The organism is Streptomyces sp. NPDC001594 (assembly GCF_042893675.1).
In the GTDB taxonomy this organism is placed as follows: domain Bacteria; phylum Actinomycetota; class Actinomycetes; order Streptomycetales; family Streptomycetaceae; genus Streptomyces.
Map to the genome: position 1 here is coordinate 291,327 of NZ_JBIAVB010000003.1, position 25,966 is coordinate 317,292.

Consider the following 25,966-nt stretch of genomic DNA (forward strand, 5'->3'; position numbering starts at 1 on the left):
GAACCGCCCCGCACGCGGTGCGCCCCCGCCCCGACGCACCCGCAAAAGCCGTGAATCACCCGGTCGGCGGACTCCTTCGCACCCTTGTGGGTTAGCTCACAACAATCATGGTTGACCTTCTTTGTCCGTCCTCACCCCCTGCCCGGGCGGCCGGTGACCACTAACGTCGTAGGCATGACGACATCCGCATCCCTGCCCGCACACTCCGCGCCCACGGCATCCGGCGGCGAGTCCGTCACCGACAAGCTCGTCGCGGCCAACCGCCGCTACGCCTCCGCCTTCAGCGACCCGGGCATGGACGCCCGCCCCGTCCTGCGCGTGGCCGTCGTGGCCTGCATGGACGCCCGTCTCGACCTGCACAAGGCCCTCGGCCTGGAGCTGGGCGACTGCCACACCATCCGCAACGCCGGCGGCGTGGTCACCGACGACACCATCCGCTCCCTCACCATCAGCCAGCGTGCCCTCGGCACCCGCTCGGTGATACTGATCCACCACACCGGCTGTGGTCTCGAAAGCCTGACCGAGGACTTCCGGCACGAGCTGGAGGACGAGGTCGGCCAGCGCCCCGCCTGGGCCGTCGAGGCCTTCCGCGACGTGGACCAGGACGTGCGGCAGTCCATGCAGCGGGTCCGGACGAACCCGTTCCTGCTCCACAAGGACGATGTGCGAGGCTTCGTCTTCGACGTGCACACCGGGCTCCTGCGGGAGATCGATCCGGCCACCTGAGTGACACAGCGCCCGGCGCCGTCAAGAATGCGGTGAGACGTCACCCGGAAACCCTCCGGGGTGGTGTCCGTGTTTCGGGGCGGGCCGGACCGTGCGCCATGCGCGTCGGCCCTGGGCAAAGGGCCGAGGAGAACCAGGTGACCACGTACGACGACCGAGCGAGCCTCGCTGATCTGACCAGCACGGCCGAGCGGGTCCGCCAGTCGGTCGAGCGCGTGATCGAGGGCAAGCCCGAGGTGGTCCGGCTCGCGCTGGTGGTCCTGCTCGCCGAGGGCCACCTGCTCATCGAGGACGTGCCCGGCGTGGGCAAGACGATGCTGGCCAAGACCCTGGCCAAGTCCATCGACTGCTCGGTCCAGCGCATCCAGTTCACCCCGGACCTGCTGCCCTCGGACATCACCGGCGTCAGCATCTACGACCAGCAGCGCCGCGAGTTCGAGTTCAAGCCCGGCGCGATCTTCGCGCAGATCGTCATCGGCGACGAGATCAACCGGGCGTCGCCGAAGACCCAGTCGGCGCTGCTGGAGTCGATGGAGGAACGCCAGGTCACCGTCGACGGCACCACCTACGCGCTGCCCAGCCCGTTCATGGTCGTCGCCACCCAGAACCCGGTCGAGATGGAGGGCACCTACCCCCTCCCCGAGGCCCAGCGCGACCGCTTCATGGCCCGCGTCTCGGTCGGCTACCCCAGCCCCGAGGCCGAGCTGGAGATGCTCGACGTGCACGGCGGGCTCTCCCCGCTCGACGACCTCACCGCCGTCGCGCACGCCCACGACGTCGTCAAGCTGATAGAGGCCGTCCGCGAGGTCTACGTCGCCGCCCCCGTGAAGCGCTACGTCGTCGACCTGGTCTCCGCCACCCGCAGCCACCCCGACCTGCGCCTGGGCGCCTCCCCCCGCGCCACCCTGCACCTGCTGCGCGCCGTCAAGGCCTCCGCCGCCCTGTCCGGCCGCGACTACGTCCTGCCCGACGACGTCCAGCGGCTGGCCGCGCCCGTCCTCGCGCACCGCCTCCTGCCCACCGCGCAGGCACAGCTGGGCCGGCGCACCTCCGAGCAGGTCGTCCACGACATCCTCCAGCGCACCCCCGTCCCGGCCACGCACACGCGCGGCGAGGTCCCGCCCGGCGCGGGCGCCCGGAGCTTCTGATGGCGGCCGGTGCCCCGAACGGCGCCGGCGGGCAGGCCGGGATCCCGGGCGGGCTGCGCGCCTCGCTGTCCGGGCTCACCACCCGGGGCCGCTCGTTCCTGGCGGCCGGAGCCGCCGCCGCCGTCTGCGCGTACGTCCTCGGGCAGGGCCAGCTGCTGCGCGTCGGGCTGCTGCTCGTCGTCCTGCCGCTGATCTGCGTCGTCGCCCTGCACCGCACCCGCCAGCAGGTCACCGCCGGACGCCGGCTGACCCCGCCGCGGGTGCCCGCCGGCGGCGAGGCCCGCGTCCAGCTGCGGCTGGAGAACGTCTCCCGGATGCCCACGGGGCTGCTGATGCTCCAGGACCGGGTGCCGTACGTGCTGGGGCCGCGCCCCCGCTTCGTACTGGACCGGGTCGAGCCCGGCGGGCGCCGCGAGGTGTCCTACCGGGTCCGCTCCGACCTGCGCGGCCGCTACCCGCTGGGCCCGCTCCAGCTGCGGCTGACCGACCCCTTCGGCATGGTCGAGCTGACCCGCTCCTTCAGCGCCTACGACACCCTCACCGTCGTCCCGCGCACCCAGCCCCTGCCCCCGGTCCGCATGACCGGCGAGGCGGGCGGCCACGGCGACGGCGCCCGCCGCTCCCTGGCCCTGGCCGGCGACGACGACGTGATCCCCCGCACCTACCGGCGCGGCGACGACCTGCGCCGCGTCCACTGGCGCTCCACCGCCCGCTACGGCGAGCTGATGGTCCGCCGCGAGGAACAGCCCCAGCGCAGCAAGGCCACCGTCCTGCTGGACACCCGCCACCTCGCCTACGAGGGCGCCGGCCCCGACTCCGCCTTCGAGTGGGCGGTGTCGGCCGCCGCCTCCACCCTGCTGCACGTCCTGGAGCAGGGCTTCGCCGCCCGGCTGCTCACCGACACCGGCGACGCGGTGCCCGGCGCGGGCGCCTTCGCCGGCGGGAGCACCGCGGGCGGCCCGGAGTCCGCCGAGGCGGCCGGCCTGATGATGGACACCCTCGCGGTCGTCGGCCACTCCGAGGGGAGCGGGCTGGACCGCGCCTACGGCGCACTGCGCGGCGGCACCGGCACCGGCTCCCCGGGCGGCGACGGACTGCTGGTCGCCTTCTTCGGCGACCTCGACGACGCACAGGGCGAGCTGGCGGCCCGGATGCGGCAGCGCAGCGCGGCCGCGATCGCCTTCGTGCTGGACCCCGCGCTGTGGGCCGGAGCGCCCTCGCGGGTGGAGGAACGGCTGCGCGGGCTGCGCGACGCGGGCTGGACGGCGCTGGCCGTACCGCCCGGCGCGGCCTTCGCCGAACTGTGGCGGCAGGCCGGGAACGTCCCCGTCGGCCCGCGGAACCCGGGAGGCACGGTATGAGCGGGCGGACGCGCGTGACGCTGTTCGGAACGCTGGCGACCCTGCTGACCGCCTGGTCGCTGGCCCCGCTGGTGGAGACCTCCGGCTGGCTGGTCCAGGCGGCGCTGCTGCTGGCCGTGCAGGCCGCGGTGGGCGCGGGGGCGCGGCGGGTACCGCTCGCCAAGTCGCTGACCGTGGGCGCGCAGCTGCTGGTGTCGCTGCTGCTGCTCGCCTTCCTCTTCGCGGGGAAGGCCGAGTCCACCGGGAGCGGGCCGCTCGCCTTCCTCGTCACCGACTTCGCCGGGCTGTTCCAGCAGGGCGTGCGGGACGTCGGCGAGTTCGCCATACCGGCGCCGCTGACGGACGGCATCCGGCTGCTGCTGCTCGCCGGGGTACTGCTGATCGGGCTGCTCGTGGACGCGCTGGCGGTGACGCTGCGGACGGCCGCGGCGGCCGGACTGCCGCTGCTGGCGCTGTACTCGGTCGCCGCCGGGCTCTCGGACGGGCGCGGGCAGCCCTGGATCGCGTTCCTGCTGGCCGGCGCGGGCTACCTGATGATGCTGCTGTCGGAGGGGCGCGACCGGCTGGCCCAGTGGGGGCGGGTCTTCGGCGCGGCCCCGAACGCCCGCACCCCCGCCTCCGCCGGCTCCGGTTACGGCGCGAACGGGGCCGGGGGCACCCGCGCCGTGGCCCCCGTGCGCACCGGGCGGCGGATCGGCGCGGTCGCGCTGGGCCTGGCGCTGGCGGTGCCGGCCGTACTGCCGTCGCTCGGCGGCGGGATGCTGGGCAACCCGGGCGAGGACGCCGCTTCGGCGGGCGGGGGCGGCGGCACGATCTCCGCGGTGAACCCGCTGGTCTCGCTGCAGAGCAGCCTCAACGCCCAGGACAACCGGGTCGTGATGAAGTACCGCACGGACAGCCCGCAGCTCGGCGAGCAGTACCTGCGGATCCTGGCGCTCGACGAGTTCAACGGGGTCAAGTGGGAGGCGTCCGCCCGCCCGCTGACGGACGTCCCGCAGCGGCTGCCCAGCCCGTCGGGGCTCACCGAGGAGGTCCGCCGGTCCGCGGTCGAGGTCCGTACCACCGTCTCGGCGGCGGACACCTACGCCCAGCGCTACCTGCCGATGCCGTACCCGGCGACGCAGGTCGACATCGGCGGCAAGTGGCGCTTCGAACCGGTCGGCCGGACCCTGGTCGGCGACCAGCTGGGCAAGGACCGCTTCCAGAACGTGCAGGGCGCGCAGTACACCGTACGGAGCCTGCTGCTGCGGCCCACGGCGGAGCAGCTGCAGTCGGCGCCGCCCGCGAACGCGGCGGTGCACGCGGAGTACACGAAGCTGCCGGACAACCTGCCGCCGGTGGTGGCGGAGACGGCGCGGCGGGTCACGCAGGGCGCGACGAACGACTACGCGCGGGCGGTGAAGCTCCAGGACTTCTTCGCCGTGAGCGGCGGGTTCCGCTACGACACGAAGGTGTCCTCGGGCACGGGTTCGCAGGCCATCGCCCGCTTCCTGGAGGACAAGGAGGGCTTCTGCGTCCACTTCGCCTTCTCGATGGCGGCGATGTCGCGGACGCTGGGGATACCGGCCCGGGTCGCGGTCGGGTTCACCCCGGGCGAGAAGCAGTCCGACGGCACGGTGAACGTCTCGATGCGGGACGCGCACGCCTGGCCGGAGCTGTACTTCGAGGGCGTGGGCTGGACCCGGTTCGAGCCGACGCCCCGCTCGGGCATCACCCTGCCGGACTACGGCCGCCCGGAGGCCCCGGCCCCGCAGCCGTCCGCGTCGTCCGCGGCGCCCTCGCAGTCGGCGGCCGCGCCGTCGGCGGCGCCCTCGCAGAGCGAGGCGTGCCCGCCGGAGCAGAAGAAGCTCGGCGAGTGCGGGGGGCCGGTGGCCCAGCAGGGCACCGGGTCCGGGTCCGGCGGGGTGCCGGCGGGCGCGGTCCTCGGCTGGGCGGCGGTGGTGCTGCTGGTGGCGGCCGTTCCGCTGCTGCCGTTGCTGTGGCGGCGGCGGGTGCGGGAGCGGCGGCTGGGCTCGGGTGAGGTCCTGGCCGCCTGGCGGGAGCTGGGCGACTGCGCCTGGGACGTGGGCATCCCGCCCGACGGGGCACTGTCGCCGCGCGGTGCGGCGGGGCGGGTCGTGCTGCTGGGGCGGCTGGAGGGTGAGGCCGCCGAGGCGGTGCACCGGGTCGCGGGCGCGGTGGAGCGGGCGCTGTACGCGCCGCCGGGTGCGGCGGGGGCGTACGGGGGTCTGGCCGCGGACGTCCTCGCGGCCCGGGCGTCCCTGCTGGCCGGCGTCGGCCGCCGCTCCCGCCTCCGCGCGCTGCTGCTGCCCCGCTCGGCGGCCCGGCTGACCGCCGCCGCGTCGGCCCGCCTGTCTGCCGCGTCGGCGACCCTGACCCGGCTGATCGGCCGCCTCCGCGTCCCGCTCCGCACCCGGGGCTGAGGCCGGCGGGGCTGGTTTCAGCCCCGCCGGCGTTTGAGGCTGGCGGGGCGGGGAGACGGAGAACGCCGGTGCGGCCGGGCTCGTTCCCCCCGAGCCCCGCCGCACCGGCGTCCTGTTCCCCGGGCGGCAGCCGCCCGCTCCGCGGCCCCGTGTCCGCGGTGCGGGCCGGCCGGCCTGCCCGTGTCCCCGACCCCCAGTCTGCGGTTTCCGCAGGTGGGAGCCCATCCGTACGGGTACTCATCTGTGCACCTAGGTACGGATACTCAGTTCTACGCCGCCGGGGCCCGGCCACGGCACCGCCGACCGGGGGTCACCCGGAGGGTCAGCGGCTGCCGCTCACCCGCCCCCGCAGCAGCAGCGACAGCGCCGAGTGCACGTCGTCCAGCGACCGCTCGCTCTGGAAGGCCTGCCAGTCCAGCGCGGCCACCAGCACCATCCCGACCAGGGCCGCCGCCGTCAGCGGCACGTCGATCTCGGAGCTGAGTTCACCCCGCTCGACCCCCTCCCGCAGCACCGACTCCACCACGGCCACCGCCTGGCCCCGGACCACCATCAGCGTGCCCTGCCAGGCGCGGTTGGTGCGCCAGAGTTCGGCGACGTAGAGCTGGGTGAAGGCCGGGTAGCGGTGGATGAAGACCAGGCCGGCCCGGATCATCGCGTCGAGGGCCTCGATCCGGCTGCCGCCGCGCTGCTCCGTCTCGTCCGCGGCCGCCCGCAGCGAGGCGGTCAGCAGGCCGACCCCGTGCCGCAGGAGCTCCTCGAAGAGGTCGGTCTTGCTCGCGAAGTTGTAGTAGACGGTGCCCTTGGCCACGCCCGCCCGTTCGGCGATCTCGTCGACGGTGGTCGCGGAGAAGCCCTGTTCCGCGATGAGGGTGACGGCCGCCTCGTACAGCTTCTGTCGCGTGGCCTGCCGCCGGGCCCCGCCGGCGGTGGTGCTGCTGCTTTCCATGGCGCTGATTCTCACAGGTCAACAGCCCCTTACAGGCTCAGTTCCGGGTGCAGCCGGTCCATCGTCCACACCTGCTTGCCGCGGGCGGCGAGGGCGGTGAGGGCCAGGGCCCCGGCGGTGAAGGCGAGCAGGACCGCGCCGCCCTGCCACACCGGGGTGAGGTCCCCGCCGGTGATGAGGCGGCGCAGGCTCGCGACGATGTACGACATCGGCAGGTACGGGTGGATGGCGTTGAAGAAGCCGGGGCTGGTCTGGACGGGGTAGGTGCCGCCCGCCGAGGTCAGCTGGAGCATCAGGACCGCGAGGACCAGGATGCGTCCGGCGGCGCCGAACTTGGCGTTGAGCCACTGGACGATCGCCGCGAAGCAGGCGGTGACCAGGAACAGGAAGGCGATGGTCAGGGCCGGGTGGGCCATCTCCAGGCCGAGGCCCCAGTGCAGTACGGACATCAGCGCGCCGACCTGCGCGGCGCCGAGGCCGACCACGGGCAGCCAGCCCGCGAAGGCGATCCGCCAGGCGGAGGCGCCGGCGGCCAGGGCCCGCTTGTTCATGGGGGCGATCAGCATGTAGGCGACCATCGCGCCGACCCAGAGGGAGAGCGGGATGAAGTACGGGGCGAAGCCGGTGCCGTAGTTGGGCGCCTTGTGCAGGGGGTCGCTGGCGAGCTGGACCGGGTCGGCCATGACCTGCGTACGGGCGTCGCGCTGGCGCTGGTCGTAGTCCGGGATCTTGCCGGCGCCGTCGTGGAGGCCGCCGGCGAGTTCGCCGGTGCCGTCGACCAGCTTGACCATGCCGCCGCCCAGCTGCTGGGCGCCGTCGCCGAGCTTGCCCATGCCCTCGCCGAGCTTGCCGGAGCCGCCCGCGGCGGTGCCGATGCCGGCGTGGAGCTTGACCATGCCGTCGGCGACCTGGTGGGCGCCGTCGTTGAGGGCGTTGGCCTTGGCCACGGCGGCGTTGAGGTCGCCGGCCAGGCCCGGGGCCTTGGTGGCGAGCTCGCGGGCCTTGGTCTCCAGGTCGGTGAGCTGGCCCTGGAGCTTGGTGATGTCGCCCTTGCTGTTGCCGAGGACGGTGTTCGCGTCGGCGGTGAGCAGGGCGGCCTCGGCGGCGTCGTCCCTGATCTTCTTCTGGGTCTCGCAGAGGCCCGCGGGCAGCTTGGGGTCGGGCTTGGCGCAGTACTTCGTGTACTGGGAGTCCGCGAGGGCCGCGAGGCTCTTGGTGGCCGCGGCGGCGGCCGGGGCGCGCTCGGCGGCCTTCTGGAGGTGGTTGTTGACGACGTGCGCGGTGTCGGCGACCAGCTTGGCGGTGTCCGCGAGGTTCTTGGGGTCCTTGACGAAGGGGCGGGCCTTGTCGGCGGCGCCGTTCGCCAGGTCGGCGACCTTCTGGGTGCCTTCGGCGACCTCTCGGCTGCCGGTCTCCAGCTTGGCGGCGCCCTCGTTGAGCTTGTTCAGGCCTCCGGTGAGCTCGCCGGACTTCTCCTTGGCGGTGCCGAGGCCGTCGGCGAGGTCCTTGGCGCCCTGCTCGGCCTTGCCCGCCCCGTCCTTGAGCTTGTCGGCGCCGTCGGCGGCCTCGGCGGTCTTGTCGTGCAGGTCGGAGAAGGAGACGAAGATCTTGTCGAGGAACTTGCGGGAGGCCTTGGTGGAGGCGGCCGAGCGGACCTCGGAGAAGACGGTGCGGGAGATCGAGCCGACGATGTAGTTGTTGGCGTCGTTCGTACGGACCTGGAGGGCGCCGGTGGTGGGGTCGGAGCCGCCGCTGGAGGCGACCTTCTCGCTGAAGTCGGCGGGCATGGTCAGGGAGAGGAAGTACTTCCCGTCCTCCAGGCCCTTGGCCGCCTCGTCGGCGCTGACCACGCGCCAGTCGAAGGTCTTGCGCTCGCGCAGGTTCCGGGTGATCTCACCGCCGACGTCGAGGTGCTCGCCACCGACGGTCGCGCCCTTGTCGGCGTTGACGAGGGCCACGGGGACCTGGTCGAGGCGGCTGTACGGGTCCCAGAACGACCACAGGTACAGGGCTCCGTAGAGCAGGGGCAGCAGGAGCAGCGCGACGAGGGCGGCCCGGGGGAGCTTCCCCCGCCCGAACCGCTTCAGCTCAAGCGCGGCCAGTTTCGGCGAGCGCATCGTCCGCCCCCTTCGTGTCTTCGTCGTGGTTGTCCGCGTCGTGGTTGTCCGCGTCGTGGTTGTCCGCGTCGTGGTTGTCTGCGTCGTCGTTGTCCGCGGCGTCCGTCTTGGTGAGGGAGGGTGCGGCCGGCTTCGGGGCGGGGGCCGGCTGGGTCCGCCCGCCCGTACGGACCACCGTCACGTCGTCCGGGGCCTCGCTGCACACCGCGAGGACGGTGATGCCGCGGGCGGCGACCGAGCGGAGCAGGGCCCAGGCCTCTGCGCGTTCGGCGTCCGAGAGCTTGAGGTCGAGGTCGTCGAGGGCCAGCAGCCGGGGGTCGCCCAGCAGGGCGATGGCCACCGACAGCCGGACGGCCTCCAGTCGCTCCAGGTCCCGTACGGAGGTGCGCGGGCCCTTCGGCAGGGTGGCCAGGTCCAGCCCGGCGGCCGCCAGGGCCTGCTCGATCCGGGCGGCGGCCGGGGCGGCGTGGGCGCCGCGGCGGCGCAGCAGGGAGCGCAGCGGGGCGTCGTAGCGGCGCTGGAGCATGGCGCCCTCGCGCAGCTGCTCGGCGACGGTGAGGGCCTGGTCGAGGTCGTTGACCCCGGGGACGGGGCCGAGGGCGGCGATCCGGCGGACGGCGGCCATTTTCTTCGGGAGGCGGTGGCGGCCGATCTCGGCGTGGCCGGCGGTGGGTTTCATCCGGCCCGTGAGGGCCAGGAGCAGGCAGGTACGGCCGCTGCCGGACGGGCCTTCCACCGCGAGGAGCGCTCCGGGTGCGGCGTCGATCGCGATGTCCTGGAAGACCCAGCCGCGCGGGCCCTTGAGTCCGAAGCCCTCGGCTGTGACGGCGGCACCGTGCGGGCTGTCCACGTCCTCCCCCTCCTTTTGAACTGACCAGTCAGTTCAAAAACTAGCAGGTTCGGGGCCAAGGTCGGTACAGCAGGGGGACTTTGGGGGGAAAGGTGCTGGTCAGGGCGATTGTCAGTGGGGGGCGCCACGATGGGTCCAGCAACGGAAACCACGCACGGCCCGGCACCACCCGCCAGCACCACGCAACGACAGGAGGTTCGTCATGGCCACACCGTCCCCGTCCCCTGTCCACCCCGTCCCGCGCAGGTCGGCCGCGCCCCCGGCCGCCCTGGACCTGCTCGCCAAGGCCCGCAGCGGCCTGGCCGAGGCCGCCCTGCTGCCCCGGCCCAACGAGCGGTACGCCACCGCGCACCTCGCCGCCCTGCGCGCCGCCGCGGCGGTGCTCGCCGCGCGCGCCCGGCCCGAGCCGGTGCACCCCAGGCGGCGGCCCCGGATCCGCAGCGCGTGGGAGGTGCTCCCGGAGATCGCGCCGGAGCTGACCGAGTGGAGCGCCCTGTTCGCCTCGGGCGCCGCCCGCCGGGCCCGGGCCGAGGCGGGTATACCGGACGCGGCCTCCGGCCGGGACGCGGACGACCTCGTACGGGAGGCCGGGATGTTCCTGCGCCTGGTGGAGCGGATGCTCGCGCTGCAGCCCGTGGTCCAGCCCCTCCCCCAGCCCCGCCCGGAGCGTCCGGACGCGGGATGAGCTGCGCGGTCGGCCGAGGCAATAGGGTGGGGCAAGCACCGCACCCCGACCCAACGCCGCCGAGGAGCCATCAGCCGTGTCGGACACTTCCCGCCCCCGTGCCTCCCTCCGCACCGCCGTGGTGTGGGAGGTCCTCAAGGAGGCCCTCGACCGCCGGGTGAAGGCGACCGGGCGGGATGTGCTGGACGTCCTCGACACCGGCGGCGGCACCGGCAAGTTCGCCGTGCCCGTCGCCCGGCTGGGCCACCGGGTGACCGTGGTCGACCCCAGCCCGAACGCCCTGTTCGGGCTGGAGCGCCGGGTCGCCGAGGAAGGCGTCGCCGACCTGGTGCGCGGGGTCCAGGGCGACGCCCAGGGCCTGCTGGACGTCGTCGAGCGGGACGCGTACGACGTGGTGCTCTGCCACGGCGTGCTCGAGTACGTGGACGACCCGGCCGAGGGCGTGGCCAACGCCGTGGCCGCGCTGCGCTCCGGCGGCGTGCTCAGCCTGCTCGGCGCCGGCCTCGGCGGGGCCGTCCTCGCGCGGGCGCTGGCCGGGCACTTCACCGAGGCCCGCACCGCGCTCACCGACCCGGCCGGGCGCTGGGGCTCCGGCGACCCGGTGCCGCGCCGCTTCACCGCCGAGCAGCTCGCGGAACTCGTCGGCGGGGCCGGCCTGGAGGTCGGCTCCGTGCACGGGGTGCGGGTCTTCGCCGACCTGGTGCCCGGCGTGCTGGTGGACACCGAGCCGGGCGCGGTGGAGGCGCTGCTGCGCCTGGAGGAGGCCGCCGCCGAGCTGCCCGCCTTCCACGCGGTGGCCACGCAGCTGCACGTCCTGGGGGAGAAGCCGGCCTGATCCACCGCCCGATCCACGCGCTCGCGCGGGGTGACCTGCGCGAGACCCCTCCGTTCCCGCGCCGTGACCCGTATGATCGGACCACCGCTCGGCATGGCGGACCTCTCATTGGGGAATAAGCGCCTCAGTGACCGCGCTGGTGACGGTACGTTTCACGCAGTGGTCGGCCCTGGTTGTCCACGCAGTGGTTTCTCGCTCAGAGATGTGCAGAATGTGGCGTAGAGGGCGGGTATCACGGGGGCGATTCCCCGCCTATCCTGAAGGGGACCCCTGGTCGCTACCCCCCGCGACCGACGGATGAGGAGGACTCCCGTGCCGCTCTCGGAGCACGAGCAGCGCATGCTCGAGCAGATGGAGCGAGCGCTGTACGCCGAAGACCCCAAGTTCGCGACAGCGCTTGAGGGCAGTGGACTGCGCACGTACACCCGGCGACGGGTCTACCAGGCAGTCGCAGGCATTGTGGTGGGTATCGCGCTCCTCATGACCGGTGTGATCTGGCAGGAAGTGCTCTGGATCAGCGTGGTGGGATTCCTCGTCATGCTGGCCTGTACGGTCCTCGTGGTCACCGGTTGGCGCAAGGCACCCAAGCCCGGCGAACAGCCCGTCTCCGGAAGTGCAGGCGGTTCTGCCCGCGGGCAGAACCGGCAGCGTCGGTCGATGATGACCCGTATCGAGGACCGGTGGCAGCGCCGCCGCGACGAGCAGGGGCATTAGCCCCCGCACCCCATTCCGTCCGGTGAGGGACGGCCGCGCGATCGCGGCCGTCCCTCACCTTTTTCCGCGTCCCTGCGGCATGATGCCGGTGTGAGTGTGCTCCCCCTGGTCTTCACCAGCGGCTGGGCCAGCGGGATCAACGCCTACGCCGTGGTCCTCCTGCTCGGCGTCTTCGGCGCGACCGGCCTGACCGACGAGGTCCCGGCCTCCCTCCAGCGCACCGACGTGCTCGTCGTGGCGGGCGTGCTGTTCCTGTGCGAGGCCGTCGCGGACAAGATCCCGTACGTGGACTCCGTGTGGGACACCGTCCACACCGTGATCCGCCCGGTCTCCGGAGCCGTGATCGGCGTCCTGCTGGCCGGACAGAGCGGCTCGCTGCCCGACCTCGCGGCCGGCGCCCTCGGCGGCTCCACCGCGCTGGCCAGCCACCTCGTCAAAGCCGGCACCCGGATGGCCGTCAACACCTCCCCCGAGCCCTTCAGCAACCTCGTGCTGAGCACGGCCGAGGACCTGGGCGTCGGCGGACTCGTCACGTTCGCCATGTTCCACCCCACGGCCGCCGCCGTCATCGCGGCCGTCCTGCTCGCCGCCGGCCTCGCCCTGATCGTCTTCCTCTGGAGCCGGATCCGCCGCTACCGCAGGCGGCGGGCCCAGCGCCGCGAGGAGAAACGTCTGGCGGCGGTCCGCGGGACTCCCCCGTACTGACCCGCTGACCTCGCTCGATAGGGGGGACGATCGCTCGATAGGCTCAGCGCCATGGCAAGAATTGCGGTGATCGGCGCCGGCATGGGCGCGATGGCGACGGCGGCCCGACTGGCCGTGGCGGGCCACCAGGTGACGGTCTACGAGCGCGGCTCCACCTACGGCGGCGCGCTCGGCCGGTTCGAGCGCGACGGCTTCGCCTTCGACACCGGCCCGGGCCTGCTGCACCTGCCCGCCGTCTACCGCGACCTGTTCGTGAAGACCGGCAAGCGGCCGCTGGAGGACCTGGTCGAGATGGTCCAGGTGGACCCGGCCGTCCGGCACGTCCTGGACCACGCCGCCGTCACCCTCCCCGGCACCTCCCGGGGCGGCGTCGCCGCCGCCCTCGACGAGACCTTCGGCACGGGCGCCGGCGAACGCTGGAACGACCTGCTGGGCCGCGCCCGCGACACCTGGGACGCCACCCGCCGCCCCCTGTTGGAGGAGCCGCTGCGCCCCGACTGGCAGGTCCTGGGCCGCGACCCCTACCCGGCGCTGCGCGGCAGCGGCCTGCTGCGCCGCCGCCAGCCGACCCTGGCCGAGGTGGCCCGGCGCGAGCTCGGCGGCGGGCTCGGGGAGCTGCTGCGCGGGCGGGTCCTGGCGTACGGGCTCGACCCCGACTCGGCGCCCGCCGCCGCGGCGGCCCTGCCGTACATGGAACAGACCTTCGGCACCTGGTACGTGCGCGGCGGCATGCGCGAGCTGGCCACCGCCGTGTACGAGCGCTGCCTGGAGCGGAAGGTGGAGTTCGTCTTCGGCGCCGCCGTCAAGGGCGTCCTGACCCGCGACGGCCGGGCGGCCGGGGTCCGGCTGGCCGACGGTACCGAGGCGGCCGCCGACTCCGTGGTCTGCGGGATCGACCCCCGGCAGCTCCCGGCCGGCTCCGTGTCCTGGCCGCGCGGCAGCGTCCCGGCCCGGGGCGGCTCGGTGCCCGGCCGGCTGACCCTGCTGCTCGCCCTGCGCGGCGGCCGCCCCGAGGACGCCGTCCACCGCACGCTGGTGCACTCCCCCGGCTCCGCCGCCGTCCAGCTCGTCACGGTGCTGCGCCCGGACGACCCGTCCACCCGGCCCGACGCGGACCACGAGGCGGTCACCGTCAGCGCCGTCTGCGGCCCCGCCGGCGGGGCCGCGGTGCCGGATCCGGAGAAGCTGCTGGACCTCGCCGCACGGGCCGTCCCCGACCTGCGCAAGCGGCTGCTGTGGCAGGAGGTGCGCACCCCGGAGCACGTGGAGACGGCCACGGGCGCCGTCGGCGGCTCGGTGCCCGCCCCGGCCCTGCCCGGCGACGGCGGACGCCTGCTGTACCCGGCCAACGCCACGGGGCTGCCCGGGCTGTACCTCGCGGGCGGCTGGGCGCACCCCGGCGGCGGGCTCGCGCACGCGGGGATGACGGGGGCCCTGGTGGCCGGCCTGATCGTCGAGGGGGCGGAGTTCCGCGGCTCGCAGTGAGCCTCCGGCGCCGGGGGCGCCGAACGGGGGAGGGCCCGGCTCGTGCGAGCCGGGCCCTCCCCCGTTCGGTCCACCTCAGTGGCGGTACTGCCCGTACTCGCCGTTGCCCTGGTACGGGTACCCCTGCTGCGGCTGCTGCTGCGGGTCCTGCTCCGGGTAGGGCTGCGGGGCCGCGTCGGTGGCGCGCTGCTGCGGGACCCACACCCCGCCGGGCGGGGTGTCCATGGAGTACTGCTGCTGGGCGGGGTCGTAGTGCGGGTAGTCGTACGGCTGGCCCGGGGAGACGGCCCCGCCGGTGCCGATGTACGGGTCGGAGTAGGCGGCGTAGACCTGCTGGTCGCCCGCCGGGTACCCGCCGGAGTAGTCGTAGCCCCCCTGGCCCTGCCCGGGGTCGTAGTAGGCGGCGTGCTGGCCGCCGTGCTGCCCGTCCGCGGCGAACGGGGAGGCGAAGGCGGTGGTGGCGTCCTGCTGCTGGGGGGCGAAGCCCTGTATCCCGTACGAGCCGGTCTCCTCGGGCACCGGCTGCGGCACGAAGACGTTGCGCTCGTCCCGGTCGTCGGCGTCCTCGTGGGCGTCGGCGCGCGGGGCGGCCGGGTCCGGGGAGCCGTACTCCAGCCCGGTCACCTCCAGCGCGGGCTCCGGGCGCTGCGCGCCGCGCCCGGAGCGGCGGCGTCTGCTGTGCGCCTCCTGGCGTGCGGGGCCGCCGTCCTTGCCCTTGCGCAGGGCCCAGCCGGCGACGAAGCCCTTGCGGAAGGAGAGCGTCACCAGGGTCTGGCCGACGGCGAAGGCCGCCGCGCCGACGGCGATGACGAGCACCGACGGCAGTATGACCCCGGCGACGACGCCGAGGAACCCGGCGAAGGCGAGCAGGCGCCAGCGCAGCCGGGCCTTGTACTGCATCAGGACCTCGGCAAGCAGCCACAACGCGACGAAAGCGAACGCGATGTAGAGGACCGTCATTCCCATGCAAGGCCCCTCTCGGTACGGCCGTACCGCGCGGGAGACGGGAGACGGCCGATCAGGCCCGCTGGTGCAGGCCCAGGTTCTCGTAGATTTCGAGGGTCGCCGTGGAATTGTTCAGCGTGATGAAGTGCAGTCCCGGAACACCTTCGGACAGCAGCCGCGCGCAGAACTCCGTGGCGAACTCGATGCCAATGGAGCGTACAGCGGCCGGATCGTCCTTGACGGCGTGCATGCGGTCTTTCACGGCGTCGGGGAAGACCGCGTTGCTCAGCTGGGGCAGCCGGTCGAGCTGCTTGATGCCCACAACAGGCATGACTTCGGGGATGATCGGGGTCTCGCAGCCCGCCTTCTGGACCCGGTCGCGCAGCTGCAGATAATGCTCGGGATCGAAGAACATCTGGGTGATGGCGTAGTCCGCCCCTGCGCGGCACTTGTCCACGAAGTGCCGGATGTCCGTATCCCAGCTCTCGGAGCGGGGGTGCATCTCGGGGAAGGCCGCGACGCCGACGCAGAAGTCGCCGGACTCCTTGACCAGGCGCACGAGGTCGGCCGCGTAGTCCACGCCCTCGGGGTGCCTGACCCACGGGCCCATGGGGTCGCCCGGCGGGTCCCCGCGCAGCGCGAGCATGTTGCGGATGCCGGCGTCGGCGAACTGGCCGATCACGTGGCGCAGCTCGGCGATGGAGTGGTCCACGGCGGTGAGGTGCGCGACGGGGGTCAGGGTGGTGTCGGCGGCGATCTGCTGGGTGGCGCGGACGGTGCCGCCCCGGGTGGAGCCGCCGGCCCCGTACGTGACGGAGACGAAGCTCGGGGCGACCGCCTCGATCCGGCGGAGCGCGTTCCAGAGGTTGCGCTCACCCTTCTCGGTTCGGGGGGCCCAGAACTCGAAGGAATACGAGGCTCCGGACGCGAGGAGGTCGCGGACCGTGTGTGCACGGTCCGACCAGGTGGAAGCGGTACCAAGGGCCATACGGGCAGGTTAGACGCGCCCTGCCGGACGCCGAAGCGCTGTCCATCCATTGGACAGATTTTTGGACACCGGGGCGCCCGCCCGAGCGCGGCCCGAGCCGCCCGCGAGTGCGCGACGGGACCGGCCGCGCGGGATCCGTCAGTCCAGACGGGCGCGGACGCGCTTGGCCAGGTCGGCGGCGGCGGCGCCGGGGTCGGCGGCCTCGGTGATGGCGCGGACGACCACGACCCGGGTGGCCCCGGCGTCGAGGAGCTCGTCCAGGTTCCCGGCGTCGATGCCGCCGATGGCGAACCAGGGGCGGTCCGTCTCCCGGGAGGCCGCGTAGCGCACGAGGCCGAGGCCCGGGGCGTGGCGGCCGGGCTTGGTGGGGGTGGGCCAGCAGGGGCCCGTGCAGAAGTAGTCCACGCCCGGTTCGGCGACGGCGGCGTCGACCTCGGACTCGGCGTGGCAGGAGCGGCCGATCAGGACCTCCCGGCCGAGGATGGCGCGGGCGGCGGGGACCGGGATGTCGCCCTGGCCGAGGTGCAGGACGTCGGAGCCGATGGCGTGCGCGACGTCGGCGCGGTCGTTCACCGCGAGGAGCTTGCCGTGGCGGCGGGCGGCCTCGGCGAAGACCTGGAGGTGTTCGAGTTCCTCGCCGGCCTCCATGCCCTTGTCGCGGAGCTGGACGATGTCGACGCCGCCGGCCAGGACTGCGTCGAGGAACTCGGGGAGGTCCCCCTGGCGCTTGCGGGCGTCCGTGCACAGGTAGAGCCGGGCGTCGGACAGCTGCTGCGTCGACTGCATGGGAGTACCCCCCTGGTGGTGGTGGAATGCGGGCGGGCCGAGGGTACCCGGCCCGCCCGCCTCCGTGGCTCAGCCGCTCAGAGGGCGAGCGCCTGGGCGCGGCGCTTCACCTCCGTGCCGCGGTTCTCGCGCAGCGCCTGCACGGGGGTGCCGGGCAGGGAGGGGTCCTCGGTGAAGAGCCACTCCAGCATCTCCTCGTCGGAGAAGCGGTCGTCGCGCAGTACGGTCAGCAGGCCGACCAGTCCCTTGACGACCTTGTCGCCGTCGATGAACTGGGCCGGAACCTGCAGGGCGCGGTTCTCGCCCCGGCGTACGGCGATCAGCTGCCCTTCCTTGACCATCTGGCGGACCCGGGTCACCTCGATGTCGAGCATCTCCGCGATGTCGGGGAGGTACAGCCAGGAGGGGACGAGGGCATCGATCTTTGCGTCAATCTCGGTCACGGACACAAGCCTGCCACCTCTGCGGGGCGGTCGGTACCCGGCCCCGTCCGTCCGGGTCCGGCCCGGTGGGCGGCGATGTGTCCGGATCGGGGCCCGCGTCCGGGTACGGGCCCCTGCCGGGCCGCCCGCCGCCGGTGCCGCCGGTGCCGGGGCCGCCCGGTGCCGGGGCCGCTCGATGCCCGGCCGCCCGCCGCCGGTGCCGCCGGTCAGGCGACGGCCGATTTCAGCGGGACGCCCGGGTCGGCCGCCTTGGCCGGGTCGACGCGGGTACCCGCCTCGATCAGCTTGCGCCCCTGGGCCAGGTCCCGGGGCCGGCCCACGGCCAGGACGGCCACGAGGGCGCCCCCGCGCAGCCAGCACACCGACCAGCTCTCGCCGTCCGGGTCGCCGCGCCACAGCAGGGTGTCGGCGCCGCCGTGGTGGCCCGCGTACTGCACGAAGCGGCCGAACTGCTCGGACCAGAAGTACGGCACCGGGTCGTAGGCCTGGACGGGCTCCCCGGCGACGATGTTCGCCGCGACGGCGCGGGGGCCCTGGAGGGCGTTGTCCCAGTGGTGGACCAGCAGCCGGGTCCCGTAGCGGGCCGACGGGAAGGAGGCGCAGTCGCCGACGGCGTACACCCCGGGCAGGGAGGTGCGCAGGTGGGCGTCGGCGGTGACGGAGCCGTCGGGGCCCCGCTCGACGCCGCTGCCGGCGAGCCAGTCGGTGGCGGGGCGGGCGCCGATGCCGACGACGACGGCACCGGCGGGCAGCTCGCCGCCGTCCGCGAGGAGCACCCGGCCCTCCTCGATCCCGGCCACCTTGGCGCCGGTGAGCAGGGTGGCCCCGGCCCCGGCGTACCAGCGGGCCATGGGGGCGGCGACCTCGGCGGGCAGGGCCCCGGCCAGGACCCGGTCGGCCGCCTCGACGACGGTGACGGCGCAGCCGGCCTCGCGGGCGGCGGTGGCGAACTCGGCGCCGATCCAGCCCGCCCCGACCACGACGACCTCGGGGGCGGCGGCCAGCACGGGGCGCAGCCGGGCGGCGTCGTCGAGGGTGCGCAGCAGGTGGACGCCGGGGACGCCGCCGGTGCCGGGCAGGGTCAGCGGGGTGGCCCCGGTGGCCAGGACGAGGACCTCGTAGGGCACGGGGCCGGCCTCGGTGTCCAGCTCGTGGTCGGCGGCGCGCAGGCCCGTGACCTCGACGCCCAGGCGCAGGGTGATGCGCAGGCCTTCGAAGTCGACGTCGAAGGCGGAGTCCTCGGCCTTGCCGAGCAGCACCGCCTTGGAGAGCGGGGGGCGGTCGTAGGGCTGGTGGGGTTCGGCGCCCAGCAGGGTCACGGGGCCGGTCCAGCCCTGTTCCCGCAGGGCCACCGCCGTCTGCACGCCGGCCATTCCGGCGCCGACGATCACGACACCGGGCTCCGCCCGTCCCGTCTGTCCCGTCTGTTCCGGCTGCTGCCGCGTCTGCTGCTGCGTCTGCTCGATCACACGCTCAGCCTAGCCACCTGACGACCCGTCAGGAAAGCGGGGGGCGTCCACCGCGGGGAGGCAGCCTTACCCGCCACCGGCCCCGGGGTTAGTCTGGCCACCGTACCTATCGCGGGAGTCCGGGCGCACCGGGCTGAGAGGGAGGCTGGCCGGCCTCCGACCGTACGAACCTGATCCGGGTCATGCCGGCGAAGGGAGGGGCTGGACGCCCATGCACGCATCCGACAAGGGACCCGACCACCCGTCCGGGCAGCGGTCCGAGCCGCGGTCCGAGCCGCGGTCCGGGCACCGGGGCCACGACGTCCTCGTCATCGGCGGCGGGATCATCGGCCTGGTCACCGCCTGGCAGGCGGCCCGGCACGGGCTGCGCACCGCGCTCGCCGACCCCGACCCCGGGGGCGGCGCCGCCCGGGTCGCGGCCGGCATGCTCGCCGCCGTCACCGAGCTGCACTACGGCGAGGAGACCCTGCTGGGGCTCAACCTCGCCTCCGCCGCCCGCTACCCCGAGTTCGCCGCCCAGCTCACCGAAGCCAGCGGCGGCATGGACCTCGGCTACCGCGCCTGCGGCACCCTCGCCGTCGCCCTCGACGCCGACGACCGCCTCCACCTGCGCGAACTGCACGCCCTCCAGCGGCGCTGCGGCCTGGAGTCCGAGTGGCTCACCGGCCGCGAGTGCCGCCGCCTGGAGCCCATGCTCGCCCCGGGGGTACGCGGCGGGCTGCGCGTCGACGGGGACCACCAGGTCGACCCGCGCCGCCTCGCCGCCGCCCTGCTCACCGCCTGCGAACGGGCCGGGGTGCGCATCCACCGCACCAGCGCGCGCCGGCTGCTCGTCACCGCCGACCGGGCCCGCGGGGCGCTCCTCGACGACGGCACCGAGCTCCTCGCCGACCAGGTCGTCCTGGCCGCGGGCTCACTCAGCGGCCGGCTGGACGGCGTACCGGAGCAGGTGCTGCCGCCCGTACGGCCGGTCAAGGGACAGGTGCTGCGGCTGGCCGTACCGCCCGCCTACGCGCCGTTCCTGTCCCGGACGGTACGGGCCGTGGTGCGCGGCAGCCACGTCTACCTGGTCCCGCGCGAGAACGGCGAACTCGTCGTCGGCGCCACCAGCGAGGAACTCGGCTGGGACACCACCGTCACCGCCGGCGGGGTCTACGAGCTGCTGCGCGACGCCCACGAGCTGGTCCCCGGCATCACCGAGCTGCCGCTCGTCGAGACCCGGGCCGGGCTGCGCCCGTGCTCCCCCGACAACGCGCCGCTGCTCGGCCCGACCGACCTGCCCGGACTGCACCTGTCCACCGGCCACTACCGCAACGGGGTACTGCTGACCCCGCTCACCGGCGACGTGATGGCGGAGCTGCTGACCACCGGCGCCGTGCCGGAGATCGCCCGCCCCTTCTCCCCCCGCCGCTTCTCCCCCGCACGTCAGGAGTCGTTCGCATGACCATCTCCGTCAACGGCGAGCCGCGCGAGGTCGCGGCCGGCACCACCCTCGACGCGGTGGTCGCCACCCTCACCGCGGCCCCCTCCGGCGTGGCCGCCGCCCTCAACGAGACGGTCGTCCCGCGCGGCCGGTGGCCCCTGACCCCGGTCGGCGACGGCGACCGGATCGAGGTCCTCACCGCGGTCCAGGGAGGCTGAGCACCATGGCCGACGACCTGTTCACCCTGGGCGGCCGGACCTTCTCCTCCCGCCTGATCATGGGCACGGGCGGCGCCCCGAGCCTGGAGATGCTGGAGCGCGCCCTGGTCGCCTCCGGCACCGAGCTGACCACGGTGGCGATGCGCCGCCTGGACCCGACGGTGCAGGGGTCGGTCCTGTCGGTGCTGTCCCGGCTCGGCATCGCGGTCCTCCCCAACACGGCGGGCTGCTTCACCGCCGGGGAGGCCGTCCTGACGGCCCGGCTGGCGCGGGAGGCCCTGGGCACGGACTGGATCAAGCTGGAGGTGGTCGCGGACGAACGGACCCTCCTGCCGGACGGCGTGGAACTGCTCGACGCGGCGGAGGTCCTGGTCGACGAGGGCTTCACGGTCCTCCCGTACACCAACGACGACCCGGTGCTGGCCCGGAAACTGGAGGACGTGGGCTGCGCGGCGATCATGCCGCTGGGCTCCCCCATCGGCTCCGGCATGGGCATCCGCAACCCGCACAACTTCGAGCTGATCGTGGAGCGGGCCGGGGTCCCGGTCATCCTGGACGCGGGAGCCGGCACGGCCTCGGACGCCGCCCTGGCGATGGAGCTGGGCTGCGCGGCGGTCATGCTGGCCTCGGCGGTGACCCGGGCCCAGGAGCCGGCCCTGATGGCGGCGGCCATGCGCGACGCCGTCTCGGCGGGCCGCCTGGCCCACCGAGCGGGCCGCATCCCCCCACGCCGCTTCGCGGAAGCCTCGTCCCCGATGGACGGCCGCGCCACCCTGGACCCGGAGCGGCCGGCGTTCTGACCCGGGGCCGCACGGCGCGGGCCCGGGTGGTACGGGGCTCCCGGCGCGGGCCCGCCATCGCCCCCTCGAGGGGCAGGGGCGGGCCGGCGGCTGCCCACCCGCCTCCCAGGTGCGGGTGGGTGGGCTGGGGGGCGGGGCCGGGGCCCGGCTCGCCGGGCATCCGGCCCCTCACAGCCCTGATTCCGGGCCGGGGCGCGTCTACCCGCACGAAAAGGCGACGAGATCGTCCTGCGAAGCACCCAAGCGCCCCAGATCGCTACGCGCTCCCCACTTCCCGGCGTCCGGCGGCCGTCCGGGGCTGATACCCGCACCCCAGGACGACCAGAGCGCCCTGAGGAACCGGCGGGCGCATCCGATCGCTACGCGCTCCTCTGATCTCGGCGTCCGCCGCCCGTCATGGGCTGGTCATAGGCGGGCAGGACGTTCTCGACGGCGGTGGTGAATTCGCGGCCGGACGCGCCCCGGATGTAGGCCAGTTCCATCCAGCGCTCGTAGGTGGCGGAGTCCGAGACGTTCTCGTTGATCACAGCCATCAGCTCACCCTCGGCGCCGGAGGCGATGTCGCGGACACGGCGGCGCAGGAGGCGGTGCGGGACGTACTCGTACTGCTCACTCATCGGACGCCGCCTCAAAGGTGTGGAGGAAGCGCTCCCAGCCGGCGAGCGCGCGGTCCAGGAGATCGGCGCTGGGTTCACTCATGGCCATCACCCTGGGCAAGGGCTTGTCCGAGGAGGTGCAGAACGCGTCGTGTCCGCAACTCCGATCGATATTGGGCATTGGCATGTCTGCACCCTTCCGTAGTTCCACAGCCACGTCGTTTGCCACAACACCCACGAAAGCTGCCCGAGTAGAGGACCTCCACGGCATTCATGCGGCAGGCTTGACGCAGATCCGTGCACGGGACCCAACAGGCCCAGAGGCGCAAGAAGGGGTCGTATGGGACTGGCAGAACAGCGCAAGACCCTGGGCTACAGTCAGGAAAAAATGGCCGAGTTGCTCGGCGTGGACCGCACAACGGTTGGACGCTGGGAGAGTGGCAAGACCTCACCCCAGCCGTGTCAGCGGCTGGCCTTGGCAAGCACTCTGAAAATCAGCCTCCAAGACCTGGAAGCCCTCCTTGCGCCGTCACAAGCTGTAGAGCGGGGGGCCGGACGGCCGAAAGCCAGTGACCACCCGAGCTCGGGAGACCCCGACGAGATGATCCGCCGTGAATTTCTCCGCATACTCACTGTCAGCGGCGCGTTGACCGTCCTCCCACTTGACGAGGCAGAGGCGCTGGCCGACGGCGTATACAGGGGCAACCCGGCGGACTTCGCCCGGATGAACAGCCACCTGTGGCAGGTCTACCAACTCGCGCGGACCAAGGGAACGGTCTATCCCGTGGTTCGAGACCAGCTGGCAACGCTGCGGGAGGCCCTGTCCGGCGCACGGCGCGGGAACTCGTTTCCGCTCCTCAACGCAGCGGCCGATCTCTTCCAACTAGCCGGTGAAGTGGCCTTCGACGCCAACCGGTATTCGAACGCGGCGGCCTCCTACGCACTGGCTGCGTCCGTGAGCAAGGAGGCCGGAGCATACGACCTGTGGGCGTGTGCACTCGTACGTCACGCCTACGTGGACATCTCCGAGCAGCGGTATCGCGAAGCGGTCGAGGTCTTGCGCGCTGCGGAGCGCGTCGCGGTCAGGGGCGACAGCGCCCTGTCCACGCGACACTGGGTGGCGTCGGTACTGGCGGAGGCCCTGGCTGGCGTGGGGGACCTGGCCGGATGCGAGGAGGCCCTTGCCCGGGCGGAGGAAGTTCAGGACCTTCCCGAAGGCAGCTCGAACGGCGGATGGCTCCGTTTCGACGGCACACGACTGGCCGAGGAGCGCGGTGCGCGATACGTACAGCTCGGACGCTTCGACCTGGCAGAGGAAGCACTCAAGAAGGCGTTGGACCAGAGCTCACTGGCCATCGGGCACTCGTATCGCCGAAGGGGAGCTGTACTGGCCGACCTGGCAGTAATCGGGGCCAGACATCAGGATCCCGACCAGGTGGTGACGTACGCCCGTGAAGCACTGGGCCTCGCCCGGGCGTCATCATCGGGGTACATCATCCGTAGACTCCGAAGCCTGGGCGACGAGTTCGGCCCGCTGAGTCGAAATCACCGCATTGCGGAGCTGGGGGCGGAGATCGCCGCGTTGAGAGCATCGTGACGAGAGGGATTGGCATGTCGCAGACCGAAGGCGCACGGCTGTTCCGGGAAGCCTGGATCGCGGGGGTGCATCAGCACTTCCCCGGCGAGCCGAAGGCCGGGTACGTGACCCCATGGGCGGACACGCCGGAGTGGGAGCGCGAGGCAGCAGGTGCCGTATACGCGCAGGTGCGCCAGTTCATCGAGATCAGCGGCGGCAAGACGGACCGGCTCTCCCGCGAGCAGAAGGGCCGGTTCGTCGCCATGTGCTGGACCGCCCAGATGTTCAAGCACTTCGACGCTCCGAAGCCGGGCTACGTGGCTGACTGGCCGGACCTTCCGTCCTGGCAGCAGGAGACCGACGCGGACATCTTCGAGGCCATCGAGAAGTCCCTCACCTGAGGTGGTGCCGCCGCCCTCCGCCTGTCGGGCCCGGTGTCCATCGGTGCGGATATCAGCCCCGGACGGCCGCCGGACGCCGAGATCAGAGGAGCGCGTAGCGATCTGGGGCGCTTGGGTGCGCCGCAGGACGATCTCGTCGCCTTATCGTGCGGGTAGACGCGCCCCGGCCCGGAATCAGGGCTGTGAGGGGCCGGATGCCCGGCGAGCCCGCCCCCGGCCCCACCCACCCGCACCCGGGGAGGCGGGTGGGCAGCCGCCGGCCCGCCCCTACCCCTCGAGGGGGCGATGGCGGGCCCGCGCCACGAGCCCCGTACCGTCCGCCCCCGCCCCCCGCATGTCACGGCTGCGCTGCAAGCGTGGACGCACCGGCCGGGGGTGGCGGGGCCCCTCGTAGAATCGCCGGGTGGATACGACCCTGGATGACCCCCTCGTCGGGCGCGTGCTCGACGGCCGCTACCGCGTCGACGCGCGCATCGCCGCAGGCGGCATGGCGACGGTCTACCGGGCGCTCGACACCCGCCTCGACCGCGTTCTCGCGCTCAAGATCATGCACCCGGACCTGGCCGCCGACGCCGGCTTCGTGGACCGTTTCATCCGCGAGGCGAAGTCCGTGGCCCGCCTCGCGCACCCCAACGTCGTCGCCGTGTTCGACCAGGGCACCGACGGCCCCTTCACCTACCTCGCCATGGAGTACGTCTCCGGCTGCACCCTGCGCGACGTCCTGCGCGAGCGCGGCGCGCTCCAGCCGCGGGCCGCGCTCGACATCCTGGAGCCGGTCCTCGCCGCCCTCGGCACCGCCCACCGGGCCGGCTTCGTCCACCGGGACATCAAGCCCGAGAACGTCCTGATCGGCGACGACGGCCGGGTCAAGGTCGCCGACTTCGGCCTCGTCCGCTCCGTGGACGCCGCCACCCAGACCACCGGCTCCGTCCTCGGCACCGTCTCCTACCTCGCCCCCGAGCAGATCGAGGACGGGGTCTACGACACCCGCGTGGACGTCTACGCCTGCGGCGTCGTCCTGTACGAGATGCTCACCGGCTCCAAGCCGCACACCGGCGGTAGCCCCGCCCAGGTGCTCTTCCAACACCTCAACGAGGACGTCCCGCCCCCGTCGGCCGCCGTCCCCGGGCTCCCCGCCGCCCTCGACGAGCTCGTCGCCCAGGCCACCGCCCGCGCCCCCGAGCTGCGCCCCACGGACGCCGCCGCCCTGCTGGGCATAACCCGCGAGGCCCGGGCCCGGATCGGCGAGGCCGAGCTGGACGCCGTACCGCCGCAGGCGCGGTCCGCCGAACGGTCCGCCGCCGAGGACCGCACCAGCGTGATCCCGCGCCCGCCGGCGGGGCAGGCCGCCGAGCCCGTCCTGCACCACACCTCCCGCCTGGAGCGGCCGGTCGCCCCGGCGCCGCAGGCACCCCCGGCCCCCCGCCGGCAGCGGCGCGGCTTGGTCCTCGTCATCGCGGGGGTCCTGCTCGCCCTGGGCCTCGGCACCGGCGCCTGGTACATCACCTCCGGCCAGTTCACCAAGGTCCCCAACCTCCTCGGCAAGACCGAGGACCAGGCCAGGGCGGAGCTCTCCGCCGCCGGCCTCGGGGTCAAGAAGGTGGACCGGAAGTTCAGCGAGGCGTTCGAGCGCGGCACGGTCATGGACTCCGACCCCGCGGGCGGCAAGCAGATCCGCGGCAACGGCGCGGTGACGCTCACGGTCTCGCGCGGCCCCGAGCTGGTCAGCGTGCCCGACCTCAAGGGCCGCCCGCTGGAGGAGGCCAAGGCCGAGCTGACGAAGGCCGGGCTGGCCCCCGGCATCGTCACCCTGGCGTTCAGCCAGGACGTGGCGCAGGGCTCGGTGATCTCCACCGACCCGGCCGGCGGCCAGAAGCGGGCCCCCGACTCCGCCGTCGCCCTCCAGGTCAGCAAGGGCCGCCCGGTGCAGGTGCCGAACGTCACCGGCCAGCCCGCCGAGCAGGCGCGCGCCGCGCTGGAGGCCCTCGGCCTGAAGGTGGCCACCGCCCCCGACCAGGTCAACTCCCCCGCGCCCGCCGGAGCGGTCGCGAACCAGTCGGTGGCCGCGGGCACCCAGGCGGCCGGCGGGGACACCGTCACGCTGACCCTCTCCAAGGGTCCGCGCCCCGTCCAGGTGCCGAACGTCGCGGGCCAGGACGTGGACACGGCCCGCAAGACCCTGGAGGCCCTGGGCTTCAAGGTGAAGGTGGAGCGCCCGTTCCTCTCCTTCAGCAGCACGGTGGACACCCAGTCGGTGCCCGCCGGGCAGAGCGTCCCCGAGGGCAGCACGATCACCGTCAAGACCAAGGGGCTCTGAGCAGCG

General features: G+C 73.8%; 24 protein-coding genes and 1 riboswitch. Of the genes, 15 read left to right on the plus strand and 9 right to left on the minus strand.

Translation table 11 applies throughout. The features are described 5' to 3' along the window. Positions 1–111 precede the first annotated feature (111 nt). The 4 genes from ACFY0O_RS07635 (at position 112) to ACFY0O_RS07650 (ending at position 5,658) form a co-directional block, all read left to right on the plus strand. Positions 112–726 (plus strand): beta-class carbonic anhydrase, encoded by a 615-nt coding sequence (locus ACFY0O_RS07635; RefSeq protein ID WP_388943978.1) that lies wholly within the window; start codon positions 112–114, stop codon positions 724–726. A 137-nt stretch (positions 727–863) separates the two neighbouring features. Next, positions 864–1,874: an AAA family ATPase gene (locus ACFY0O_RS07640; RefSeq protein ID WP_388943981.1), complete on the plus strand. Its 1,011-nt coding sequence runs from the start codon at positions 864–866 to the stop codon at positions 1,872–1,874. Next, a complete protein-coding gene (locus tag ACFY0O_RS07645; RefSeq protein ID WP_388943984.1) occupies positions 1,874–3,235 on the plus strand; it encodes a DUF58 domain-containing protein in 1,362 nt (453 codons plus the stop codon). Before ACFY0O_RS07640 ends, ACFY0O_RS07645 begins: the two co-directional genes overlap by 1 nt. Then, positions 3,232–5,658, plus strand: a complete 2,427-nt coding sequence (locus tag ACFY0O_RS07650; RefSeq protein WP_388943987.1) for a transglutaminaseTgpA domain-containing protein — start codon at positions 3,232–3,234, stop codon at positions 5,656–5,658. The genes ACFY0O_RS07645 and ACFY0O_RS07650 overlap by 4 nt, the downstream gene beginning before the upstream one ends. A 322-nt stretch (positions 5,659–5,980) precedes the next feature. On the opposite strand, the gene ACFY0O_RS07655 is transcribed toward ACFY0O_RS07650, so the two are convergent. Genes ACFY0O_RS07655 through ACFY0O_RS07665 form a run of 3 tightly spaced genes read right to left on the minus strand, consistent with a single transcriptional unit; the run spans position 5,981 to position 9,574 of the window. After that, the gene (locus ACFY0O_RS07655) at positions 5,981–6,622 is read right to left on the minus strand and encodes a TetR/AcrR family transcriptional regulator (protein WP_358898597.1); all 642 of its coding nucleotides are present in this window, start codon (positions 6,620–6,622) and stop codon (positions 5,981–5,983) included. Positions 6,623–6,636: 14 nt separating this feature from the next. Beyond that, complete coding sequence (locus tag ACFY0O_RS07660; RefSeq protein WP_388943990.1) at positions 6,637–8,724, minus strand: YhgE/Pip family protein; 2,088 nt, start codon at positions 8,722–8,724, stop codon at positions 6,637–6,639. Then, positions 8,696–9,574, minus strand: a complete 879-nt coding sequence (locus ACFY0O_RS07665; protein WP_388943993.1) for an ATP-binding cassette domain-containing protein — start codon at positions 9,572–9,574, stop codon at positions 8,696–8,698. Before ACFY0O_RS07665 ends, ACFY0O_RS07660 begins: the two co-directional genes overlap by 29 nt. A gap of 202 nt (positions 9,575–9,776) precedes the next feature. Here ACFY0O_RS07665 and ACFY0O_RS07670 point away from each other — a divergent pair, with 202 nt between their 5' ends. The 5 genes from ACFY0O_RS07670 (at position 9,777) to ACFY0O_RS07690 (ending at position 13,998) form a co-directional block, all read left to right on the plus strand. Beyond that, on the plus strand, positions 9,777–10,259 hold the full coding sequence (locus tag ACFY0O_RS07670) for an SAV_6107 family HEPN domain-containing protein (protein WP_388943996.1): 483 nt from the start codon (positions 9,777–9,779) through the stop codon (positions 10,257–10,259). Between the two features lie 76 nt (positions 10,260–10,335). After that, entirely contained in the window at positions 10,336–11,094 is a 759-nt protein-coding gene (locus ACFY0O_RS07675) for a class I SAM-dependent methyltransferase (RefSeq protein WP_388944000.1), read from the plus strand. A 312-nt stretch (positions 11,095–11,406) separates the two neighbouring features. Further along, a complete protein-coding gene (locus ACFY0O_RS07680; RefSeq protein ID WP_358898606.1) occupies positions 11,407–11,808 on the plus strand; it encodes a DUF3040 domain-containing protein in 402 nt (133 codons plus the stop codon). Between the two features lie 90 nt (positions 11,809–11,898). Next, the gene (locus tag ACFY0O_RS07685) at positions 11,899–12,513 is read left to right on the plus strand and encodes a DUF4126 domain-containing protein (protein ID WP_388944002.1); all 615 of its coding nucleotides are present in this window, start codon (positions 11,899–11,901) and stop codon (positions 12,511–12,513) included. Positions 12,514–12,564: 51 nt separating this feature from the next. Further along, positions 12,565–13,998: a phytoene desaturase family protein gene (locus ACFY0O_RS07690; RefSeq protein WP_388944005.1), complete on the plus strand. Its 1,434-nt coding sequence runs from the start codon at positions 12,565–12,567 to the stop codon at positions 13,996–13,998. A gap of 75 nt (positions 13,999–14,073) precedes the next feature. On the opposite strand, the gene ACFY0O_RS07695 is transcribed toward ACFY0O_RS07690, so the two are convergent. The 5 genes from ACFY0O_RS07695 to ACFY0O_RS07715 form a co-directional block, all read right to left on the minus strand. Then, positions 14,074–14,964 (minus strand): hypothetical protein, encoded by an 891-nt coding sequence (locus tag ACFY0O_RS07695; RefSeq protein WP_388944008.1) that lies wholly within the window; start codon positions 14,962–14,964, stop codon positions 14,074–14,076. 52 nt (positions 14,965–15,016) lie between these two features. Beyond that, on the minus strand, positions 15,017–15,931 hold the full coding sequence (metF, locus tag ACFY0O_RS07700) for a methylenetetrahydrofolate reductase [NAD(P)H] (protein ID WP_388944011.1): 915 nt from the start codon (positions 15,929–15,931) through the stop codon (positions 15,017–15,019). Positions 15,932–16,069: 138 nt separating this feature from the next. After that, positions 16,070–16,717 carry a thiamine phosphate synthase gene (gene thiE, locus ACFY0O_RS07705; protein ID WP_388944013.1) on the minus strand — a complete coding sequence of 216 codons (648 nt, stop codon included), beginning with the start codon at positions 16,715–16,717 and terminating at the stop codon, positions 16,070–16,072. A gap of 77 nt (positions 16,718–16,794) precedes the next feature. After that, the gene (locus ACFY0O_RS07710; RefSeq protein ID WP_042803199.1) at positions 16,795–17,160 is read right to left on the minus strand and encodes an Rv2175c family DNA-binding protein; all 366 of its coding nucleotides are present in this window, start codon (positions 17,158–17,160) and stop codon (positions 16,795–16,797) included. Between the two features lie 206 nt (positions 17,161–17,366). After that, positions 17,367–18,533, minus strand: coding sequence for an NAD(P)/FAD-dependent oxidoreductase (locus tag ACFY0O_RS07715; protein WP_388944537.1), 1,167 nt, complete (start codon positions 18,531–18,533; stop codon positions 17,367–17,369). 197 nt (positions 18,534–18,730) lie between these two features. Then, a riboswitch (TPP riboswitch) is annotated at positions 18,731–18,843 on the plus strand. Between ACFY0O_RS07715 and thiO the strand changes: the two genes are divergently transcribed. The 3 genes from thiO (at position 18,841) to ACFY0O_RS07730 (ending at position 21,070) form a co-directional block, all read left to right on the plus strand. Then, positions 18,841–20,073, plus strand: coding sequence for a glycine oxidase ThiO (gene thiO, locus ACFY0O_RS07720; RefSeq protein ID WP_388944016.1), 1,233 nt, complete (start codon positions 18,841–18,843; stop codon positions 20,071–20,073). Its footprint overlaps the riboswitch before it by 3 nt. Continuing rightward, positions 20,070–20,270 carry a sulfur carrier protein ThiS gene (thiS, locus tag ACFY0O_RS07725; protein WP_358898620.1) on the plus strand — a complete coding sequence of 67 codons (201 nt, stop codon included), beginning with the start codon at positions 20,070–20,072 and terminating at the stop codon, positions 20,268–20,270. The genes thiO and thiS overlap by 4 nt, the downstream gene beginning before the upstream one ends. A 5-nt stretch (positions 20,271–20,275) precedes the next feature. Beyond that, a complete protein-coding gene (locus ACFY0O_RS07730; RefSeq protein ID WP_388944018.1) occupies positions 20,276–21,070 on the plus strand; it encodes a thiazole synthase in 795 nt (264 codons plus the stop codon). Positions 21,071–21,429: 359 nt separating this feature from the next. Here the strand turns inward: ACFY0O_RS07730 and ACFY0O_RS07735 are convergent, their stop codons facing one another. Next, positions 21,430–21,687, minus strand: a complete 258-nt coding sequence (locus ACFY0O_RS07735) for a hypothetical protein (RefSeq protein ID WP_388944021.1) — start codon at positions 21,685–21,687, stop codon at positions 21,430–21,432. 319 nt (positions 21,688–22,006) lie between these two features. Here ACFY0O_RS07735 and ACFY0O_RS07740 point away from each other — a divergent pair, with 319 nt between their 5' ends. From ACFY0O_RS07740 to pknB, 3 genes are all read left to right on the plus strand, one after another. After that, positions 22,007–23,263, plus strand: coding sequence for a helix-turn-helix transcriptional regulator (locus ACFY0O_RS07740; RefSeq protein WP_388944023.1), 1,257 nt, complete (start codon positions 22,007–22,009; stop codon positions 23,261–23,263). A gap of 14 nt (positions 23,264–23,277) precedes the next feature. Beyond that, the gene (locus tag ACFY0O_RS07745) at positions 23,278–23,643 is read left to right on the plus strand and encodes a hypothetical protein (RefSeq protein ID WP_388944024.1); all 366 of its coding nucleotides are present in this window, start codon (positions 23,278–23,280) and stop codon (positions 23,641–23,643) included. Between the two features lie 403 nt (positions 23,644–24,046). Then, entirely contained in the window at positions 24,047–25,960 is a 1,914-nt protein-coding gene (pknB, locus tag ACFY0O_RS07750) for a Stk1 family PASTA domain-containing Ser/Thr kinase (RefSeq protein ID WP_388944027.1), read from the plus strand. The last annotated feature ends 6 nt before the right edge of the window (positions 25,961–25,966 follow it).

Coding starts and splice junctions, on each gene's coding strand:
- ACFY0O_RS07730 (WP_388944018.1), top strand. CDS start 20,276: ATGGCCGACGACCTGTTCACCCTGGGCGGCCGGACCTTCTCCTCCCGC.
- ACFY0O_RS07690 (WP_388944005.1), top strand. CDS start 12,565: ATGGCAAGAATTGCGGTGATCGGCGCCGGCATGGGCGCGATGGCGACG.
- ACFY0O_RS07695 (WP_388944008.1), bottom strand. CDS start 14,964: ATGGGAATGACGGTCCTCTACATCGCGTTCGCTTTCGTCGCGTTGTGG.
- metF (WP_388944011.1), bottom strand. CDS start 15,931: ATGGCCCTTGGTACCGCTTCCACCTGGTCGGACCGTGCACACACGGTC.
- thiS (WP_358898620.1), top strand. CDS start 20,070: ATGACCATCTCCGTCAACGGCGAGCCGCGCGAGGTCGCGGCCGGCACC.
- ACFY0O_RS07735 (WP_388944021.1), bottom strand. CDS start 21,687: ATGAGTGAGCAGTACGAGTACGTCCCGCACCGCCTCCTGCGCCGCCGT.
- ACFY0O_RS07660 (WP_388943990.1), bottom strand. CDS start 8,724: ATGCGCTCGCCGAAACTGGCCGCGCTTGAGCTGAAGCGGTTCGGGCGG.
- ACFY0O_RS07715 (WP_388944537.1), bottom strand. CDS start 18,533: ATGGCCGGCGTGCAGACGGCGGTGGCCCTGCGGGAACAGGGCTGGACC.
- thiE (WP_388944013.1), bottom strand. CDS start 16,717: ATGCAGTCGACGCAGCAGCTGTCCGACGCCCGGCTCTACCTGTGCACG.
- thiO (WP_388944016.1), top strand. CDS start 18,841: ATGCACGCATCCGACAAGGGACCCGACCACCCGTCCGGGCAGCGGTCC.
- ACFY0O_RS07745 (WP_388944024.1), top strand. CDS start 23,278: ATGTCGCAGACCGAAGGCGCACGGCTGTTCCGGGAAGCCTGGATCGCG.
- ACFY0O_RS07645 (WP_388943984.1), top strand. CDS start 1,874: ATGGCGGCCGGTGCCCCGAACGGCGCCGGCGGGCAGGCCGGGATCCCG.
- ACFY0O_RS07740 (WP_388944023.1), top strand. CDS start 22,007: ATGGGACTGGCAGAACAGCGCAAGACCCTGGGCTACAGTCAGGAAAAA.
- ACFY0O_RS07650 (WP_388943987.1), top strand. CDS start 3,232: ATGAGCGGGCGGACGCGCGTGACGCTGTTCGGAACGCTGGCGACCCTG.
- ACFY0O_RS07670 (WP_388943996.1), top strand. CDS start 9,777: ATGGCCACACCGTCCCCGTCCCCTGTCCACCCCGTCCCGCGCAGGTCG.